Below are 16,689 nucleotides of genomic sequence, written 5' to 3' on the forward strand. Positions count from 1 at the left end.
CTGGTCGGCACCCCTTCGTCGTCCCGCGGCGGCGTCTCAGTCGTCGGAGAGCGGCTTGTCCTTCGTCGCGAGCTCCTCGCGCGCACGCTGCGAGGCGACCGCGTGGTCCTCCTCGGAGCGGGCGACGCTGTGCGCGGCGGCGCTGAAGGGCGCCTTCCAGCGCGCGGTGCTCATGCCGGCGTCGGTCGCACGCTGGATGGCCTCGTCGATCGTCGCCTCGGCCTCGACGCGGCCGGCCCAGTGGGCGCCCTCGACGGACTTCCCGGGCTCGAGGTCCTTGTAGGTCTCGAAGAAGTGCTGGATCTCGAGGCGGTCGAACTCGGAGATGTCCTCGAGCTCCTTGATGTGGTCCTTGCGCGGGTCGCCCGCGGGGATGCACAGGATCTTGTCGTCGCCGCCGGCCTCGTCACGCATGTGGAACATGCCGATCGGCCGCGCGCGCACGAGGCAGCCGGGCCACGTGGGCTCGTCGAGGAGCACGAGCGCGTCGAGCGGGTCGCCGTCCTCGCCGAGGCTGTCCTCGATGTACCCGTAGTCGCTCGGGTAGGACATCGCGGTGAAGAGGAGGCGGTCGAGACGGATGCGACCGGTCTCGTGGTCGACCTCGTACTTGTTGCGATGACCCTTCGGGATCTCGATGGTGACGTCGAACTCCATGAACTGCCCCTTCACGTGGATGACCTAGGCTCGGGGATCAGTTTCCACCATCACCGACCGCTCCGGCACCAGGGGGGAGTCCACGTGCGCCGACTCGCTGCGGCCGCCAGCGCCGTCGTCGTCGGCGCGATCGCCTACGGCGCAGCCGATGTGGCCGACGTCGTGCCCGGTGTGCTCACCCGTGACGTGGCCGCCGACGTGGCCCAGATCACCCCCGGCCCGCAGCCCGGCCCGGTGGGCGCGGTCGCCCCTGCCGCCTCGACGAAGGCCCCCCGCCCGTCGGCGGGCACGCTGGCCCGCGAGCTCGACCCCCTCGTGGAGGACGCCTGGCTGGGCCGCCGCGCCGGCGTCGTCGTCCGCGACGCGCTCACCGGCGAGGTGCTCTACGACCACCGGGGCAGCGCGCCGATGGTGCCCGCCTCGACGCAGAAGATCCTCGCCGGCGCTGCCGTCGCCGAGACCAGCGACCTGTCGAGCACGATGACGACCCGCGTCGTCACCGGCGCCTCGGCCGACGAGGTCGTCCTCGTCGCCGGGGGCGACACGATGATCGCGAAGGGGGCCGGCGACCCGACCGCGGTCGAGGGCCGCGCCGGCATGCGCGACCTCGCCCGTCAGGTCGCCCGCTCGCTCGGCCCGGAGGCGAAGGGGGAGCGGCTCACCCTTCGCCTCGACGCGACCTACGCGGCCGGACCTCGCGTCCCCTCGACGTGGGACCCGACCGACGTGACGAACGGCTTCACCCAGGCCGTGACGATGATCGGCCTGGCGGGGGAGCGCCCCGAGCCCTACCAGCCCTCGCCCCGTTACCCCGAGCGCTCCGCCCTCTCCGCGCTGCGCGCCGAGCTGACGCGCGCCGGTCTCGACGTGCGCGTCGACGACAGCGCGTCGACCTGGCGCACGGCCGCGCCCGAGGGCGCCACGGAGCTCGGCTCGGTCGAGTCGGCGCCGCTCGGCGAGGTGCTCGCCGAGGCGCTGTCGAGCAGCGACAACGCCCTCACCGAGAACCTCACCCGTCAGGCGGCGCTCGCCGACGGCGCGCGCAGCGGTGACGCGAAGGACGTCGCGCGGTGGGTGCGCTCGACCCTCACCGACGCCGGCGTCGACATGTCCGGCACGCGGCTGCTCGACGCCTCCGGGCTGAGCCGCGGTCAGCGGGTGCCGGCCGACACGATCAGCGAGGTCATGCAGCTGGGCATCACCGGCAGCGCGAAGAGCCTGCGCGGCGTGCTCCTCGGCCTGCCCGTCGCCGGCTTCACCGGCACGCTGCACGAGCGCTTCACCGAGCCCGAGGCCGTGCCCGCCGTCGGCGTCGCGCGGGCCAAGACCGGCACCCTCACCGGGGTGTCCGGTCTCGCCGGGACGACGACGACCGCCGACGGCCGCGTGCTCACCTACGTCCTGCTCGCCGACCAGGTGCCGAGCACGACGGGAACTCTCGGGGCCCGCGCGGTGTTGGACGAGATCGTCGGCACCCTCACGACGTGCGGGTGCCGCTGACCGACGCGGCACCGCCACGTCCCCACCACGGAAGGGCCACTGATGACCCAGTACGTCGACTGGAGCTTCGCGACGAGCACGGGGGCCCGCCTCGCGCCCTCCGGGCCCGACGTCTCCGCGGCCGAGGCCGTCGAGATCGTCGAGCAGATCCGCTCGCTGGCCGCCCGGGCGGTCGAGCCGGTGGCCGAGACATCCCGGCTGCGCGCGCCCGGTGACGCCCCGCCGCCCGTCGTCGTCGACCGCCCCACGTGGATCGCGGTCAACGCGGACTCCATGTCGGCGATGCTCGACCCCGTCGTCGCCCGGATCAGCGCCCGGCAGAAGCAGGCGCCGGGCCCGGTCGCGCAGGCGATCGGCAGCAAGGTCACCGGTGCCGAGGCGGGCGGGCTGCTCGCCTTCCTCAGCACGAAGGTCCTCGGCCAGTACGACCTCGCGCCGGGCGGCACCCCGTCGCTGCTGCTCGTCGCCCCGAACCTCGTCCACACCGAGCGCGAGCTCGGCGTCGACCCGACCGACTTCCGCTTCTGGGTGTGCCTGCACGAGGAGACCCACCGGGTGCAGTTCACGGCCGTGCCGTGGCTGCGCGACCACGTCGTCCAGCGTGCTCAGGCGCTGGCGAGCGACATGGTGCCCGACGTCGACTCGGTGCGCACCCGCCTGGAGCAGCTCGCCAAGGAGCTGCCGCGCGCCTTCCGCGGGGACGGCGCGGGGCTGACCGACGTCTTCGCCACCCCGGAGCAGCGGGCCGAGATGGCCGAGCTCACCGCGGTGATGTCCTTGCTCGAGGGGCATGCCGACGTCGTCATGGACGACGTGGGCCCGGAGCACGTGCCGAGCGTCGAGGAGATCCGCCGCAAGTTCGACGTGCGCCGACAGGGCGCCGGGTCGGTCGACCGCGTCCTGCGCCGGCTGCTCGGGCTCGAGGCCAAGATGCGCCAGTACCGCGACGGCGCAGCCTTCGTGCGGGGGGTGCAGGAGCGCGTCGGCGTCGAGGGCTTCAACGCGATCTGGACCTCGCCCGACACCCTCCCGCGCGCCGCCGAGATCACCGACCCCGGGGCCTGGGTCCGCCGCGTCCACGGCTGACCCCCTTCGCCCCTGTCGCCACTTTCCCGCCCAGGGCGGGAACATTCGACCTCGGGAAGGAACATTTCTTTCCCGAGGTCGAGCTTTCCCGCCCTGGGCGGGAAAGCTGAGGCGGTGGGATCAGGCGGTGCGGGCCCAGACGACGACACCGCGGTCGTCGGTGCAGCGGAAGACCTCGACCTGCATCCCGTCGGGGTCGTCCTGCTCGACCTCGCACTCGAAGCCCTGCGCCGTGAGCGTCGCGGGGGCCTCGCCGACGGGGTGCAGCGCGTTGATCGCGGTCACCACGGGCACCGCCTGCGCGCAGGTGAGGTCGGGCTCGACCGAGGCCGACAGCACCTGCCCCGAGCCCTCCTCGCCCTGCATCTGCGACAGCTCCGCCTCGCACGCGACGTCGAGGTGGTCGTCGGCCTCGTGCTCGTGGCCGTCCTCGCCCTCCTGCTCGTGGTCGTGGTCCTCCTCGGCCGTGGGGGCCGAGCTGCTCGACGCCGAGGTCGGCGACGTCGAGCTGCTGCTCGACGAGCCCGTCGCGGCGGGGGCCGGGTCGTCCGTGCCGCAGCCCGCGAGGGCGACGGCGGCGAGGACGAGGACGAAGGGGGAGCGGACGCGCATCGGCAGGCCTTCACTGTGACGGGTCATCATGGGGCGGTGGCAGCAGGACATCCGGCGCAGGCAGCGCTCCGACGCGCGGTGCGCACCTGCGTGGCCGGTCACGACGCTACCGAAGGGTCGGACCCCCTCGTCCTCGCGGCCGTCAGCGGGGGAGCGGACTCCCTCGCCCTCGCCCACGCCCTCCTGCACGAAGGGGGACCCACCCGCACCGGCGTCGTCGTCGTCGACCACGACCTGCAGCCCGGGTCGGCCGAGGTCGCCGAGCGTGCCGCCGAGCAGTGCCGGGCGATGCGCACCCCCGACGGCCGCGCCCACGAGGTCGTCGACGTGCGCCGGGTCCGCGTCGTCAGCACCGGTGCCGGCCCCGAGGCCGACGCCCGCGAGGCCCGCTACGCCGCGCTCGCCGCCGCGGCCGGCGACCTCGGCGCCGCCCTCGTGCTCCTCGGCCACACCCGCGACGACCAGGCCGAGCAGGTCCTCCTGGGGCTCCTGCGCGGCTCCGGCGCCCGCTCCCTCGCCGGCATGCCCGTGACGACGACCCGAGGGGGCGTCCCCTTCGCCCGCCCGCTCCTGCACGTCGACCGGGCGACGACCCGCGCGGCCTGCGCCGCCGCCGGCCTCGACCCCTGGCACGACCCGACGAACGTCGACCCCGCCTTCGCCCGCTCCCGGGCGCGCGCGGTCCTCGCGACCCTCGCCGAGGACCTCGGGCCCGGTCTGCCCGAGGCACTCGCCCGCACCGCCGACCTCCTGCGCGCCGACGCCGACCACCTCGACGCGCTCGCCGACGAGGCGTCCGCCCCCTTCGCCGCCGTCGCCGAGCCGTGCACCGCCGACCTCGCCGTCCTGCCGACGGCCCTGCGCACCCGCGTCCTGCGCCGGCTCCTGCTCGCCGGCGGCGCCCGCCCGGGCGACCTCTCCGCCGCTCATCTGGCCGCGGTCGACGCCCTCGTCACCGTGCCGCGCGGTCGTGGCCCGCTGCACCTGCCGGGGGTCGAGGTCACCCGGGTGGGCACCGGTCGGCAGGCCCGGCTGTCCATCACCGGTGCAGGTCTGGTCTGATAGCCCCGTGGACGCCAAGAGCATCGAGGCCGATCTCGTACGGGTGCTGTGCACCGAGGAGCAGATCCAGGAGCGCCTGGCCGAGCTGGCCCAGGAGGTCTGGGAGCACTACGAGGGCGAAGACCTCCTCCTCGTCGGGGTGCTCAAGGGGGCGGTCATGGTCATGGCCGACTTCATGCGCCACCTGCCCGGCTCCGCGCCGATGGACTGGATGGCGGTGAGCTCCTACGGCTCCGGCACGAAGTCCTCGGGCGTCGTGCGGATCCTCAAGGACCTCGACGCCGACATCACCGGCAAGCACGTGCTCATCGTCGAGGACATCATCGACTCGGGCCTGACGCTGTCGTGGATCCGCACCAACCTCCTCTCGCGCTCGCCCGCGTCGGTCGAGGTCCTCACGCTGCTGCGCAAGCCCGACGCCGCGAAGGTCGAGGTCGAGACCCGCTGGGTCGGCTTCGACATCCCCAACGAGTTCGTCGTCGGCTACGGCCTCGACTACGCCGAGGGCTACCGCGGCCTGCGCGAGGTCGCCACCCTCGCGCCGCACGTCTACAGCTGACCTCCCGCGAAGGGGGACGGCGCGAGGGGGTGGGGAACACCCCCGTCGGCCCGCGCGTTGGCCCTGGAGGTGGGACGGATCCTGACCACGTGGTCGGGTAGTTTCGTCTCTTGATCCTGTCGCCCGAGGGGCGGCCGTCGTCGACCAGGAAGATCGGGCAGACCCGAAGCCGCATGAACGCCAAGAAGCTCTTCCGCGCCCCGCTCTTCTGGGCGCTCGCACTGCTCGTCATCTTCATGCTCGTCTTCCAGCTGGGCAGCGGGGGTGACTACGCCCGCATCGACACCTCCGCCGCCGAGAAGCTCATCGACGACGGCAAGGTGCAGGAGGCGCACTTCACGAGCGACAACACCCTCCAGCTCGACCTCAAGGACGGGCAGACCTACTCCGACGGCGACGCGGTCACGGACGCCAAGCAGGTCGAGACGGAGTTCGTCGAGGCGCGCGCCGAGCACATGGTGACCCTCGTCGACGAGAAGGTCCCGGGCACGATCAACGACACGATCGAGGAGCCGAGCATCTGGGGCTCGCTGCTCTTCTCGCTGCTGCCGCTGCTCCTGCTCGTCGGCCTCTTCTGGTTCATGATGAGCCAGGCCCAGGGCGGCAACCGCGTCATGCAGTTCGGCAAGTCCAAGGCCAAGCTCGCGAGCAAGGAGGCGCCGAAGGTCACCTTCTCCGACGTCGCCGGTGCCGACGAGGCCGTCGAGGAGCTGCACGAGATCGTCGAGTTCCTCAAGGAGCCGAGCAAGTTCCTCGCGGTCGGCGCGAAGATCCCCAAGGGCGTGCTGCTCTACGGCCAGCCCGGTACCGGCAAGACCCTCCTCGCGCGCGCCGTCGCTGGCGAGGCGGGCGTGCCCTTCTACTCGATCTCCGGCTCGGACTTCGTCGAGATGTTCGTCGGTGTCGGTGCCTCGCGCGTGCGCGACCTCTTCGAGCAGGCCAAGACCAACGCGCCCGCCATCGTCTTCGTCGACGAGATCGACGCCGTGGGTCGCCACCGCGGTGCGGGTCTCGGCGGCGGTCACGACGAGCGCGAGCAGACGCTCAACCAGCTGCTCGTCGAGATGGACGGCTTCGACGTCAAGACCAACGTCATCCTCATCGCGGCGACCAACCGCCCCGACATCCTCGACCCGGCGTTGCTGCGACCGGGCCGCTTCGACCGCCAGATCGGGGTCGAGAACCCCGACATGATCGGCCGCCACCGCATCCTCGAGGTGCACTCGGCCGGCAAGCCCATGGCCCCCGACGTCGACCTGCTCGCCGTCGCCCGTCGCACCCCCGGCATGACCGGCGCCGACCTGGCCAACGTGCTCAACGAGGCGGCGCTGCTCACCGCCCGAGGGGGCGGTCAGTTCATCGACGACCACGTCCTCGACGAGGCGATCGACCGCGTCATCGCCGGTCCGCAGAAGCGCACCCGGATCATGAGCGCCCAGGAGCGCAAGGTCACCGCGTACCACGAGGGCGGTCACGCGCTCGTCGCCGCGGCGATGAACCACACCGACCCCGTCGCGAAGGTGACGATCCTGCCCCGCGGTCGCGCGCTCGGCTACACGATGGTGCTGCCGACCGACGACAAGTACTCGACGTCACGCAACGAGATCCTCGACCAGCTCGCCTACGCGCTCGGCGGCCGCGTCGCGGAGGAGATCATCTTCCACGACCCGACGACCGGCGCGGCCAACGACATCGAGAAGGCCACCGCGATGGCCCGCAAGATGGTCACGGAGTTCGGCATGAGCGAGCGCATCGGTGCGGTCAAGCTCGGCCAGAGCCAGGGCGAGGTCTTCCTCGGCCGCGACATGGGTCACCAGCGCGACTACTCGGAGGAGATCGCGAGCGTCGTCGACGACGAGGTGCGCCGCTTCATCGAGGCCGCCCACGACGAGGCCTGGCACGCGATCAACGACAACCGCGACGTCCTCGACCGTCTCGTCCTCGAGCTGCTCGAGCACGAGTCGCTCGGCCCGAAGGAGATCGCGGCGGTCTTCGCCGACGTGCGCAAGCGCCCGCGCCGCCCCACGTGGCTCTCCGCGGAGAACCGCACGATCTCCGACAAGCCCCCGGTCCTCACGCCCGCCGAGGAGGCCGCACTCGCGGCCCGCTCGAACGGCTCGGCACCGGCCCCGAGCCCGACCGGCGCCCCGCCGGCCGGTGTCGGCGCCCAGCCGGGCGACCCGGGCACGGCGGCCGCCATCGACAAGGCGGCGGAGGAGGGGGCTACCCCCTACCCGGAGGAGCACCCGGCGGCCGAGGTCCGCGAGGTGCCCGACGGCGGCCAGGTCGACCCCGACGGCCGTCACTGAGGTGACGATGAGCCAGCACGAGGCCGAGGCCCTCGAGGCCGGGGCGGGCACCGGCCCGGTCGCCGCGGCGATGGACCTGCCGCGGATCGAGGCCGCGGTGCGCGAGATCCTCATCGCGGTCGGGGAGGACCCCGACCGCGAGGGGCTCCTCGAGACCCCCGCGCGGGTCGCCCGGGCCTACGCGGAGACCTTCGCCGGGCTGCACCAGGACCCGGCCGAGATCCTCGCGACGACCTTCGACATCGACCACGACGAGCTCGTCATGGTCCGTGACATCCCGCTGTACTCGACGTGCGAGCACCACCTCGTGCCCTTCCACGGGGTCGCCCACGTCGGGTACGTCCCCGGGCGCAGCGGCCAGGTGACCGGGCTGTCCAAGCTCGCCCGGCTCGTCGACGTCTACGCGCGCCGCCCCCAGGTGCAGGAGCGCCTCACCTCGCAGGTCGCCGACGCGCTCGTCGAGTGCCTCGACGTCACCGGCGTCATCGTCGTCGTCGAGGCCGAGCACCTGTGCATGTCGATGCGCGGCGTGCGCAAGCCGGGTGCGCGCACCCTCACCTCGGCGGTGCGCGGCCAGCTGCGCGACCCCGCGACCCGTGCAGAGGCGATGTCCCTGCTCATGGGGGCTCGCTGACCGTGCTCCTGCAGCGAGGCGAGCGCCCCGCGATCATGGGGATCGTCAACGTCACCCCGGACTCCTTCAGCGACGGGGGACGGTGGTACGACGAGGACGCCGCGGTCGCGCACGGGCTCGAGCTCGTCGCGCAGGGCGCGACGCTCGTCGACGTGGGCGGTGAGTCCACCCGTCCGGGCGCGCACCGCCCGGACGAGGACGAGGAGGTGCGCCGCGTCGTGCCCGTCGTGCGCCGCCTCGCCGACGAGGGCGTCGCGGTCTCGGTCGACACCATGCGCACGCGGGTCGCGGCTGCTGCGGTCGAGGCCGGTGCCGCGGTCATCAACGACGTGAGCGGCGGGCTCGCCGAGCCCGAGATCGCCTCCGTCGTCGCCGGGAGCGACATCCCCTTCGTCGTCATGCACTGGCGGGGCCACTCGACCGACATGTACGCGGCGGCGAGCTACGACGACGTCGTCGGCGAGGTGTGCACCGAGCTCGAGCAGCGCGTCGAGGTCCTCCTCGCGGCCGGTCTCGGCGAGCACCAGCTCGTCCTCGACCCCGGCATCGGCTTCGCGAAGACCGCCGAGCACAACTGGGAGCTCCTCGCCGGCCTCGAGCGCGTCGTCGCGCTCGGCCGCCCGGTGCTCCTCGGCACCTCGCGCAAGGGCTTCCTCGGCAAGGTCGGCCGCGCCGCCGGCGCCGAGCGCCCGCCCGTCGAGCGCGACACGGCGACCGCCGTTACGACGGCCCTCGCCGCCCGCACCGGCGTGTGGGCCGTCCGCGTGCACGACGTCGTCGCCTCGGTCGACGCCCTCGACGTCGTCGACGCCCTGGAGGCCCACCGTGCCTGATCGTGACGTCATCGAGCTGCTCGGGGTCCGGGCGAAGGGGTACCACGGCGTCCTGGACTTCGAGCGGCGCGACGGGCAGGACTTCGTCGTCGACGTGCTCATGGGCACCGACCTCTCACGCGCGGGGGCGAGCGACGACCTCGCCGACACCGTGAGCTATGCCGAGATCGCCGCAGCGGTCGTCACCCGCATCGAGGGCGAGCCCCTCGACCTCATCGAGGCGCTCGCCGAGCGCATCGCCGGTGACGTCCTGCTCCGCCCCGAGATCGGCGACGTCGAGGTCGTCGTGCACAAGCCGCAGGCGCCGGTCGGCGTCCCCTTCGGCGACGTGCGGGTCCGGGTGCGCCGCACCCGACGCAGCGCCGTCGTCGTCGCCCTCGGCAGCAACCTCGGCGACTCGACCCAGACCCTCCACGACGCGGTCGACGCGCTGCGCGCGCACGTCGACCTCACCGCGGTGAGCCGCAGCTACGCGACCGACCCCGTGGGGGGCCCGGAGCAGCCCGACTACGTCAACGCCGTCGCGGTGGGCACGACCTCGCTCACGCCGTGGGCGCTCCTGGCGGCCCTGCACGGCATCGAGGCCGGCCACGGGCGCACCCGTGAGGTGCGCTGGGGGCCTCGCACCCTCGACCTCGACCTCGTCGCCTACGGCACGACCGGCGGGGCCGACGAGGCGTGCCTCGACGCCCCGGTCCTCACCGTGCCGCACCCCCGCGCGCACGAGCGGGCCTTCGTCCTCGTGCCGTGGCTCGACGCCGACCCCGACGCCCGGCTGCGTGTCGACGGCGAGGTCCGTGCCGTCGCCGAGCTCGTCTCCGCCCTCGACACGACCGGTGTGCGGGCGGTGGACGGCCGATGATGATGATCGAGGGCCTGCGCTGGCGCACGACGCTCGTCACCGGGCTCGTCACCACCGTCGTGTCGTGGCTGCTCAGCCGCTGGTGGGTGGCATCGGGGGAGCGGGTCGTCCAGACGCCGTGGCTGGCCGCCGCGCTCCTGGTCGTCATGGCCCTCGCGCTGCTCGTCGTCGCCTGGCCGATGCGTCGCTACCGACGCGAGGGCACCGCGGTCGCCCCGCTGCGGGCCGCCCGGATCCTCGGTCTGGCCCAGGCCGGAGCGCTCACCGGCGCGGTCGTCTGCGGGCTCTACCTCGGGCACGCGCTCGTCCTGCTGCCCGACCTCGGCTTCGGCAGCCACGCCGAGCTCGCGCTGCGTCTCGGCGCCGCCGCCCTGGCCGGTGCGCTCGTCGCGGTCGCCGGGCACGTCGCCCAGGGCTGGTGCCGCATCCGCGACGAGGACCGCTCCGACCCCGCCGAGGGGTCGACCGGACGCCGCTGAGGCGGCCCCGTCGCTCAGGCCGGGTCGGCCCAGACGACCCAGTTGCCCTCGTAGTGCCCGCCCTGCAGCGGGGTCGTCGGGTCGCACGTGATGAGGCGCAGGACCGGCCGCGGGTTGTCGTGGTCCCAGATCGTGTCGTCTTGGGGCACCTCGGTCTTGCTCGCGGCCGACGAGCGGGTGATCCGCCAGGCCACCTCGCGCCCGCTGCCGTAGGTGACGGTCACGCGGTCGCCGATCTTGACCTGCGGGAGGTTCCAGAAGACGTCGGGCTCGCTGCCGTGGTTGATGTGGCCGACGAGGATGCTCGCGCCGGTCTGGCCGGGCTTGGGCCACCCGGACTCGGCGTACCAGCCCGCGGTGCCGAAGGGGGGTGCGAGGACGTCGTCGGCGTCGAGGTAGGTCGCCTGCAGCGACGCGTCGACGAGGGTGCGCCCGCCCGAGGTGACGGTGACGCGGGTCGGGTCTCCGGACGGGGCGGCGGTGGCCGACGGGGCCGGCGGGGGCGTCGTCGACGTGGATCGGCGCGCGGGGGTCGTCGAGGACGAGGGCGAGCGGCGGCTCGTGCGGCTCGAGGTCGCGGAGGGCTCGCTCGTGCTCGACGAGGTGGAGATCTCGCTCGGGGCGACGTAGGTGCCCGGCGCGACGCTGTCGTCGCTCGTCAGCCACCACGCGCCGAGCGCGATCGCGCCGAGGGTGCCGACGCCGAGCAGGCTCGCGAGGACGCGGATCGCGAGGGTCTCGCCGTGCTGCGGGCTGCGGGGTGTACGGGCCACGCTTCGGGCTCCTGGGGTCGGCGCGGGTCACGCGTCGGGGACGGACCGGTCAAGTATCGCAGGGGCGGCGACCGGCACGAAGGGGGCGACCCACCGGTGGTCCGGGTGGTCGCCCCCTTCGTCTCGGGCGGGTGCCCTCAGTGCCGCTAGGAGGGCGGGTGCCCTCAGTGCCGCGCGGAGGCCCGGCGGCGGGTGAGGGTCAGGCCGAGGCCGCCGACCGCGGCGAGCAGACCGCCGCCGAGGAGCAGCGCCGGGCTCTGGCCGGACCCGCCCTGGCTCGCGTCGGTCTGGACCAGGGCCGGGGTCTGCACGCTCGTCGGGCTGCCCGAGGTCGCCGTCGGGTCGGAGCTCGTCGTCGGGTCCGGGTCCTCGCTCGTCGGCTCGTCGGTGGTGGGCTCGTCGGTCGTCGGCTCGTCCGTGGTGGGCTCGTCCGTCGTCGGGGTCGGCTCGGAGTCGGCCTCGGTGACCTCGATCGTGCCGACGGAGGTGCTCTCGGAGACGTTGGTGCACCGGAGGGTGACGTTCGTCGTGTACGACTGGCCGTCGGCGTCGGCGTACCCGCGGATGAAGGCGGTGAGGTCGGTGGCCTCGACGTCGTAGGTCCCGGCGCTCGGGGCGGGCACGGAGACCGAGCCGGTCGCGGTGACGACGAGCTCGCCGGACGCGGGCACGTCGGTGAGGGGAGAGGTGAAGGCGATGTCGCCGTCGACGCTGTCGGTGCCGTCGCTCACGGAGACGCCGGCCGCGTTGAGCGGGTCGCTCGGCGCGTCGACCGCGCGGACGTTGAGCAGGGAGTACAGCGAGTCGCGGCGGGACTCGGGGATCGTCACGACCGCGGTGACGTCGGAGGTAATCTGCTCGCCCTCCTCGACGCTCGTCGGCAGGTCGACGGTGTAGCTGACGCTCACGTCCGGGTCGCCGGCGATCTGACCCAGGTTGAGCACCTCGTAGGTGCACTCGTAGTCCTGGGTGATGGTGACGGCCTGGGCCGGAGCGGCCAGGCCGACGGCGGCGATGCCGATGCCGGCGAGGGCGGCGGCCCCGGCGGACGTGCGGACGTGGCGACGTGCCATGCGATGAGCTCCCCTGCGAAGTCGAGCGGACGCCTGCTCGTCCCCCTCGGTCGGGCACAACCTACCGGCTGCACCATCCGGGGCGGAAGGAGGTCGGTCGGCTACTTGTCGACGTCGCCGACGACGAAGAACATCGACCCGAGGATCGCGACGAGGTCGCCGACGAGCTCTCCGGGCAGCAGCTGCGAGAGCACCTGGACGTTGTTGAAGGACGCCGAGCGCAGCTTGAGCCGCCACGGGGTCTTCTCGCCGCGGCTGACGAGGTGGTAGCCGTTGATGCCCAGGGGGTTCTCGGTCGCGGTGTACCGCTCGCCCTCCGGCACCTTGAGCACCTTGGGCAAGCGCTGGTTGACCGGCCCCGGGGGGAGCTCGCGCAGGCGCTCGACGCACGCCTGGGCGAGGTCCAGGCTCACGTGGGTCTGCTCGAGCAGCACCTCGAGGCGCGCGAGGCAGTCGCCGTCGGTGCGCGTGACGACCCGGCCGGGCCCACCGGGCGCGAAGAGCTCGCCGTACGCGAGGTACGGGGCGTCACGACGCAGGTCGAGGTCGACGCCGCTCGCCCGGGCGATGGGTCCGGAGACGCCGTATGCGCAGGCGAGCTCGGGGGAGAGGACGCCGACCCCCTTCGTGCGGGCCTGGAGGATCTCGTTGCCGACGAGGAGACCCTCGAGCTGCGGCAGCCGGCCCCGCACGGCGGCGACGGCCGCCTCGACGCGGTCGAGCCAGCCGGCCGGGAGGTCCTCCTTGAGACCGCCGACGCGGTTGAACATGTAGTGCATGCGCCCGCCGGAGATCTCCTCCATGACGGCCTGGATCTCCTCGCGCTCGGTGAAGGCGTAGAAGATCGGCGTGATCGCGCCGAGCTCGAGCGGGTAGGAGCCGAGGAACATCAGGTGGTTGAGCACGCGGTTGAGCTCCGCGAGCAGGGTCCGTGCCCACACCGCGCGCTCAGGCACCTCCATGCCGAGCATCGCCTCGACGCCCATGACGACGCCGAGCTCGTTGCCGAAGGCGGAGAGCCAGTCGTGACGGTTGGCGAGCACGGTGATCTGGCGGTAGTCGCGGACCTCGAAGAGCTTCTCCGCGCCGCGGTGCATGTAGCCGACGACCGGGTCGGCGTGCAGCAGCCGCTCGCCGTCGAGCACGACGCGCAGGCGCAGCACGCCGTGGGTCGCCGGGTGCTGCGGGCCGATGTTGAGCACCATGTCGGTGCTGTGCACGGCGGACCCGACGCCGAGGGTGACCTCACGGGGCTCGGTGGTCGGCGGGGTGGGCATGCAGCCGAGCATGCCACCGGTGCCGGGGGGCCGGGACGAGCGGCGCGTGGTTATCGTCGGGTCATGGACCTCCGGCCCGCCGCGGCTCGGTGAGCTCGGCCCGCGCCCTGCTCGCCGGGGCTCTCGCGGCCGTCGGGCTGGCCCTCGTCGTCGCCGCCCCCGGTCCGCCGGAGCGTCGCGAGGGCGCGACGGTCGCCCACGCCGCCGTCCTGCAGCCCTGGTACACCGCGCTCGCCGAGGCCGACCGGGCGCCGGCCACCGTCGTCGTCATGGGCGACTCCGTGAGCGAGGGCTACGGGCTCGGCGAGGACCTCTCCGTGCGCTGGGTCTCGCGGCTCCAGGACGCGCTGCGCGGGCAGGGCGCGACGAGCGACTGCCCGACCGGGCCCAGCGGCTTCCACGGCACGACCTCGCTCGTGCCCGCGTGGTACGCGGCGCCGACCCTGCCCGACGCCCGCACGACGGGTCAGGTGCGCGAGATCGGCACCGTCGGACCCGGCGGGCGCGCGCTCGTCCTCGGGCCGGGCGCCACGGTCTCGTGGCGGGTGAGCGCGAGCGAGGTGGCCGTCGGCTACCGGACCGGGCCGGCGGGTGGCGACCTCGAGATCACCGCGGACGGCCAGGAGACCCTCGCGGGGCGCCGGGTCGTCACCCAGGACCCGGTCGACGAGCGCCGGGTCTGGCACTCGCAGAGCCAGGACCTCGACGAGCGCACGTGGACCGTGCGCAACCTCAGCACGGACCGCACCGTCACGGTCACCGACCTCACGCCCTTCCGCGGGGACCGCGACCGGTGCGTGCACGTCGTCGACGCGTCGCACTCGGGGATCTCCGCCCGCTCGGTGAGCGAGCGTGTCGAGTACATCCGCGACTCGCTGTCGATGAACCCCGACCTGCTCGTCGTCCCGCTCGGCTTCAACGACGCCCGCGCGGGCCAGACGCCCGACGAGCTGCGCGAGAGCCTGCGCACGATCGTCGCGACCTCGCGGCGGATGGGCTACGAGGGGCCGGTCCTGCTCGTCTCGTGGCACGCGCCGCCGCCGGCCTTCTTCGACCGCTCGTGGTCGGGGTACCGCGAGGCGCTGCGCTCGATGTCCGAGGAGGACGGGGTGGCCTACGTCGACGCCGGCGCCGCGATGCCCCCGGTCGTCGGTGCCCCGCGGGGGGTCTACCTCGACGCACTGCACCCCGGACGGGCCGGTCAGGTGATCATCGCCGAGACCCTCACCCGCGTGCTCACCCCGCCCGGCCCGGTGCTGCCGGTGCCGTCGACGACGCGCTGAGCGATCCCCCTTCGCCGGGCCCCCTCGCCGAGGTATGGCAATCCGTCGCCACGAAGGGGTGGGCACCGGCCGATCTCCATACCTCGGCAGCCCCCCTTCGCCGGGCCCCCTCGCCGAGGTATGGCAATCCGTCGCCACGAAGGGGTGGGCGCCGGCCGATCTCCATACCTCGGCAGCCCCCTTCGCCGGGCCCCCTCGCCGAGGTATGGCAATCCGTCGCCACGAAGGGGTGGGCGCCGGCCGATCTCCATACCTCGGCAGCCCCCTTCGCCGGGCCCCCTCGCCGAGGTATGGCGATCCGTCGCCACGAAGGGGTGGGCGCCGGCCGATCTCCATACCTCGGCAGCCCCCCTTCGCCCGGGTCCGTCGCCGAGGTATGGCAATCCGTCGCCACGAAGGGGTGGGCGCCGGCCGATCTCCATACCTCGGCGGTACCCCTTCGCCCGGTCGTCAGGGTCGTCGCGAGCGGCGGCGGGAGGCGTGGCAGGCTCCCCCCATGGCGACGCCGAGCGAGCTCCTCGACCTCTCCGACCCCGAGGTCCTGCGCGACCCCTACCCGCACCTCGCGGCGCTGCGGGCGCACGACCCCTTCGTCTGGCACGAGGGGCTGCAGGCTCACGTCGCGAGCGGCCACGCGCAGGTCAGCGCGGCGCTGCGCGACCGCCGGCTGGGTCGGGTCTACCGCGACCGCGAGCCGGCGCAGGACTGGGCGACCTTCAACTGGCTGCACGCCGACTCGATCCTCGACAGCGAGCCGCCGAAGCACACGCGGCTGCGCCGCCTCGTCGCCGGGGCCTTCGGGCGGGGGCACGTCGCCCGGCTCGAGCCGCGGATCCGGGCGATCGCCGAGGAGCTCGTCGACGCGGCCGGCCCGGGCCCCTTCGACCTCGTCGAGGCCGTCGCCGAGCCGCTGCCCGTGACGGTCATCGCCGAGCTGCTCGACTGGCCGCACGCCGACCGCCACCTGCTGCGCCCGTGGAGCCAGGCCATCGTCGCGATGTACGAGGTCGACCCGGGCGAGCAGGCGCGCGCGGAGGCCCTGCGGGCGTCCTCGGACTTCGCCGCGTACGTCGACGAGCTCGCCGCGCACCGGGCCCGCCACCCCGGTGAGGACCTGCTCACCGATCTCGTCCAGGCGCGCGACGCCGGTGACGCGCTGAGCCGGCACGAGCTCGTCGCGACCGTCGTGCTCCTGCTCAACGCCGGCCACGAGGCGAGCGTCAACGGGCTGAGCAACGGCATCCACTCGTGGATCACCGCGGGCTCGCCCGCCGTCGACGTCGAGGACGACGCCGCTCTCGCCCTGCTCGTCGAGGAGCTGTTGCGGCACGACAGCCCGCTCCATCTCTTCGAGCGCACGGCCACCGCCGATCTCGAGATCGACGGCCGGCCGGTGGCCGAGGGGGAGCGCGTGCACGTGCTGCTCGGCGCGGCCAACCGCGACCCGGCGGTCTTCGCCGAGCCCGACCGCTTCGACCCGCGACGCGACCCCAACCCGCACCTCGCCTTCGGGCTCGGGATCCACTTCTGCATCGGGGCGCCGCTCGCGCGTCTGGAGCTGCAGCAGTCGGTGCGCGCGCTGCTGCGGCGCCACCCACGCCTCGAGGTCGTCGAGGCGGTGCGTCGCCCGACCTTCGTGCTGCGGGGCTTCGAGCGCCTCGTCCTCGCCGACGCCTGACCTGGCAGCACC

The 16,689-nt window shown here is 73.7% G+C and carries 16 protein-coding genes; 11 read left to right on the forward strand and 5 right to left on the reverse strand.

From position 1 onward, the window contains the following. Window positions 1-36: 36 nt before the first annotated feature. Entirely contained in the window at window positions 37-657 is a 621-nt protein-coding gene (locus tag EEW87_RS15550) for an inorganic diphosphatase (RefSeq protein WP_123091317.1), read from the reverse strand. A gap of 84 nt (window positions 658-741) precedes the next feature. Between EEW87_RS15550 and dacB the strand changes: the two genes are divergently transcribed. Both dacB and EEW87_RS15560 read left to right on the forward strand, forming a co-directional pair. After that, window positions 742-2,157, forward strand: coding sequence for a D-alanyl-D-alanine carboxypeptidase/D-alanyl-D-alanine endopeptidase (gene dacB, locus EEW87_RS15555; RefSeq protein ID WP_163562484.1), 1,416 nt, complete (start codon window positions 742-744; stop codon window positions 2,155-2,157). A gap of 42 nt (window positions 2,158-2,199) precedes the next feature. Beyond that, window positions 2,200-3,243 carry a zinc-dependent metalloprotease gene (locus EEW87_RS15560; RefSeq protein ID WP_068273002.1) on the forward strand — a complete coding sequence of 348 codons (1,044 nt, stop codon included), beginning with the start codon at window positions 2,200-2,202 and terminating at the stop codon, window positions 3,241-3,243. A gap of 120 nt (window positions 3,244-3,363) precedes the next feature. On the opposite strand, the gene EEW87_RS15565 is transcribed toward EEW87_RS15560, so the two are convergent. Continuing rightward, window positions 3,364-3,855 carry a hypothetical protein gene (locus EEW87_RS15565; RefSeq protein ID WP_123091315.1) on the reverse strand — a complete coding sequence of 164 codons (492 nt, stop codon included), beginning with the start codon at window positions 3,853-3,855 and terminating at the stop codon, window positions 3,364-3,366. Between the two features lie 36 nt (window positions 3,856-3,891). Here EEW87_RS15565 and tilS point away from each other — a divergent pair, with 36 nt between their 5' ends. The 7 genes from tilS to EEW87_RS15600 all read left to right on the forward strand — a co-directional run bounded on the left by tilS (window position 3,892) and on the right by EEW87_RS15600 (window position 10,593). Next, a complete protein-coding gene (gene tilS / locus EEW87_RS15570; protein WP_123091314.1) occupies window positions 3,892-4,917 on the forward strand; it encodes a tRNA lysidine(34) synthetase TilS in 1,026 nt (341 codons plus the stop codon). Between the two features lie 7 nt (window positions 4,918-4,924). Next, on the forward strand, window positions 4,925-5,476 hold the full coding sequence (gene hpt / locus EEW87_RS15575; protein ID WP_068273010.1) for a hypoxanthine phosphoribosyltransferase: 552 nt from the start codon (window positions 4,925-4,927) through the stop codon (window positions 5,474-5,476). Window positions 5,477-5,649: 173 nt separating this feature from the next. After that, the gene (ftsH, locus tag EEW87_RS15580) at window positions 5,650-7,785 is read left to right on the forward strand and encodes an ATP-dependent zinc metalloprotease FtsH (RefSeq protein ID WP_123091313.1); all 2,136 of its coding nucleotides are present in this window, start codon (window positions 5,650-5,652) and stop codon (window positions 7,783-7,785) included. A 70-nt stretch (window positions 7,786-7,855) separates the two neighbouring features. Further along, window positions 7,856-8,419 (forward strand): GTP cyclohydrolase I FolE, encoded by a 564-nt coding sequence (folE, locus tag EEW87_RS15585; RefSeq protein WP_224767024.1) that lies wholly within the window; start codon window positions 7,856-7,858, stop codon window positions 8,417-8,419. A 35-nt stretch (window positions 8,420-8,454) separates the two neighbouring features. Continuing rightward, window positions 8,455-9,252: a dihydropteroate synthase gene (folP, locus tag EEW87_RS15590; RefSeq protein ID WP_123091571.1), complete on the forward strand. Its 798-nt coding sequence runs from the start codon at window positions 8,455-8,457 to the stop codon at window positions 9,250-9,252. Beyond that, complete coding sequence (folK, locus tag EEW87_RS15595) at window positions 9,245-10,114, forward strand: 2-amino-4-hydroxy-6-hydroxymethyldihydropteridine diphosphokinase (protein WP_123091312.1); 870 nt, start codon at window positions 9,245-9,247, stop codon at window positions 10,112-10,114. The genes folP and folK overlap by 8 nt, the downstream gene beginning before the upstream one ends. After that, a complete protein-coding gene (locus EEW87_RS15600) occupies window positions 10,111-10,593 on the forward strand; it encodes a DUF3180 family protein (protein ID WP_123091311.1) in 483 nt (160 codons plus the stop codon). The genes folK and EEW87_RS15600 overlap by 4 nt, the downstream gene beginning before the upstream one ends. Window positions 10,594-10,607: 14 nt before the next feature. On the opposite strand, the gene EEW87_RS15605 is transcribed toward EEW87_RS15600, so the two are convergent. From EEW87_RS15605 to EEW87_RS15615, 3 genes are all read right to left on the reverse strand, one after another. Beyond that, window positions 10,608-11,366, reverse strand: coding sequence for a class F sortase (locus EEW87_RS15605; RefSeq protein ID WP_123091310.1), 759 nt, complete (start codon window positions 11,364-11,366; stop codon window positions 10,608-10,610). Window positions 11,367-11,530: 164 nt separating this feature from the next. Continuing rightward, window positions 11,531-12,439 carry a DUF6801 domain-containing protein gene (locus EEW87_RS15610; RefSeq protein WP_123091309.1) on the reverse strand — a complete coding sequence of 303 codons (909 nt, stop codon included), beginning with the start codon at window positions 12,437-12,439 and terminating at the stop codon, window positions 11,531-11,533. 101 nt (window positions 12,440-12,540) lie between these two features. Continuing rightward, on the reverse strand, window positions 12,541-13,716 hold the full coding sequence (locus tag EEW87_RS15615) for an NADH-quinone oxidoreductase subunit D (RefSeq protein WP_123091570.1): 1,176 nt from the start codon (window positions 13,714-13,716) through the stop codon (window positions 12,541-12,543). Between the two features lie 89 nt (window positions 13,717-13,805). Here EEW87_RS15615 and EEW87_RS15620 point away from each other — a divergent pair, with 89 nt between their 5' ends. Together EEW87_RS15620 and EEW87_RS15625 are read left to right on the forward strand one after the other, a co-directional pair. Beyond that, window positions 13,806-14,999 carry an SGNH/GDSL hydrolase family protein gene (locus EEW87_RS15620; protein ID WP_123091308.1) on the forward strand — a complete coding sequence of 398 codons (1,194 nt, stop codon included), beginning with the start codon at window positions 13,806-13,808 and terminating at the stop codon, window positions 14,997-14,999. 496 nt (window positions 15,000-15,495) lie between these two features. Continuing rightward, window positions 15,496-16,677: a cytochrome P450 gene (locus tag EEW87_RS15625; RefSeq protein WP_123091307.1), complete on the forward strand. Its 1,182-nt coding sequence runs from the start codon at window positions 15,496-15,498 to the stop codon at window positions 16,675-16,677. The last annotated feature ends 12 nt before the right edge of the window (window positions 16,678-16,689 follow it).

It is taken from the genome of Janibacter melonis (genome assembly GCF_003721155.3).
Lineage (GTDB): Bacteria > Actinomycetota > Actinomycetes > Actinomycetales > Dermatophilaceae > Marihabitans > Marihabitans melonis.